The 1,468-nt window shown below is 46.0% G+C and carries 3 protein-coding genes; all 3 read left to right on the top strand.

Features of this window, described 5'->3' with window-relative positions; all coding sequences use genetic code 11:
* Positions 1 to 354 (top strand): hotdog domain-containing protein (locus tag B7Y67_RS17860; RefSeq protein WP_293599783.1); only part of this gene is annotated, 354 nt, incomplete at its 5' end.
* 22 nt (positions 355 to 376) lie between these two features.
* Positions 377 to 967: a hypothetical protein gene (locus tag B7Y67_RS17855; protein WP_293599782.1), complete on the top strand. Its 591-nt coding sequence runs from the start codon at positions 377 to 379 to the stop codon at positions 965 to 967.
* A gap of 107 nt (positions 968 to 1,074) precedes the next feature.
* Positions 1,075 to 1,468 (top strand): DEAD/DEAH box helicase (locus B7Y67_RS17850; protein WP_293599781.1); only part of this gene is annotated, 394 nt, incomplete at its 3' end.

Genomic DNA, 1,468 nt, shown 5'->3' with positions numbered 1-1,468 from the left:
TTTGTGTATCACGCTCGCTATTTAGAGATTTTTGAGAGAAGTCGCTCGGAGTGGCTCCAGCAAAGAGGCTTGAGCCCAACAAAACTGGTGAATGAGTTCGGCATTGTTCTCCCAGTTCGAGAAATCACCATGAATTTTCATCGGCCTGGACGCTTGGATGATCTTCTGAGCATTGATCAAGTTATTGAGAATCGTGGCAGAACCCAAATTGCTGTCAAGCAAACTGCAAAACGCATTGTTGAAGGTATGGAACCTGAGTTGATTGCCAGCGCAGTTCTACATATTGTCTGCGTTGATACCACCACCCTCAAACCCAAGGGCCTGCCTGATTGGCTATTTGCAGCCGATCAGTAATATCTCAACTTAGGAGCTGTATATGCAAGAAGGCAAGTTACTGACTTTCGTTAAAGAGTTGGCACTACTACTAGAGACTAAGCCCAGTGAAGAGCTCATTTTTTCTAAAGGGAAAGCTCTCCTAGAAAATTTAATTGTTGTGGATGACTGGCTACCGGAGGAATTTTGTAAAGTGCATCCCCAGTACTATCAACAGTACCTTCTCTACGCGGATCCACTCGATCGCTTTTCAGTGGTCAGCTTTGTTTGGGGTCCCGGTCAAAAAACACCACTGCATAACCATACTGTCTGGGGCATGGTTGGACAACTACGAGGGCAAGAGCGTAGTGCCGACTATCACCAGCAGGCTGATGGCAGCTATAAAGCTGATGAATTTACCTTGTGCAAGCCTGGCCAAGTAGCTACCGTATCACCCAATACACATGATATTCACGTGGTTGAGAATGCTTTAAGCGATCAGACCTCAATCAGTATTCATGTCTATGGCGGAAATATTGGACGCATTGAGCGATCCGTATTTGACCCGACTACAGGCACGGAAAAATTATTTATCTCGGGATATGCGAATTCTGTAACGCCCAATCTTTGGAATACAGCAAGCAATAGGGTGTGATAGCTTAAAATAGGCCCTCTTTCTGCAAACACTGCAAGTGTGGCAGCTCACCCCATTGACCGGGATAGTCGTTTAATTGAATACGGGTCAATATTTATTTGGCCCCTATGTTATTTACAGATCTTGGTTTATCAGAATCCATCCTTCGCGCTATTAGCGAGGAAGGCTATACCAGCCCTACACCCATTCAAGAAAAATCTATTCCTGCCGTATTAAAGGGCGGAGATTTACTCGCAGCAGCCCAAAACGGTACCGGCAAAACTGCAGGCTTTACCCTGCCCATTTTGCAGCGCTTAAGTAGTACCGCCAAAGCTGGAGGCAAACGTCAATTACGCGTATTGATCCTGACTCCCACCCGCGAGTTAGCTGCTCAAGTTCAAGAGTCTGTTGTGACTTACGGCAAATACACTGGTCTAAAATCTACCGTCATCTTTGGCGGTGTCGGCGCAAATCCTCAAATCAAGGCTATTGCAGCTGGCTTAGATATTTTGGTGGCAACAC

It is taken from the genome of Polynucleobacter sp. 35-46-11, assembly GCF_002281105.1.
The sequence above is the reverse complement of the archived record's forward strand: the minus strand, read 5'-3'. Positions and strand labels throughout refer to the sequence as shown.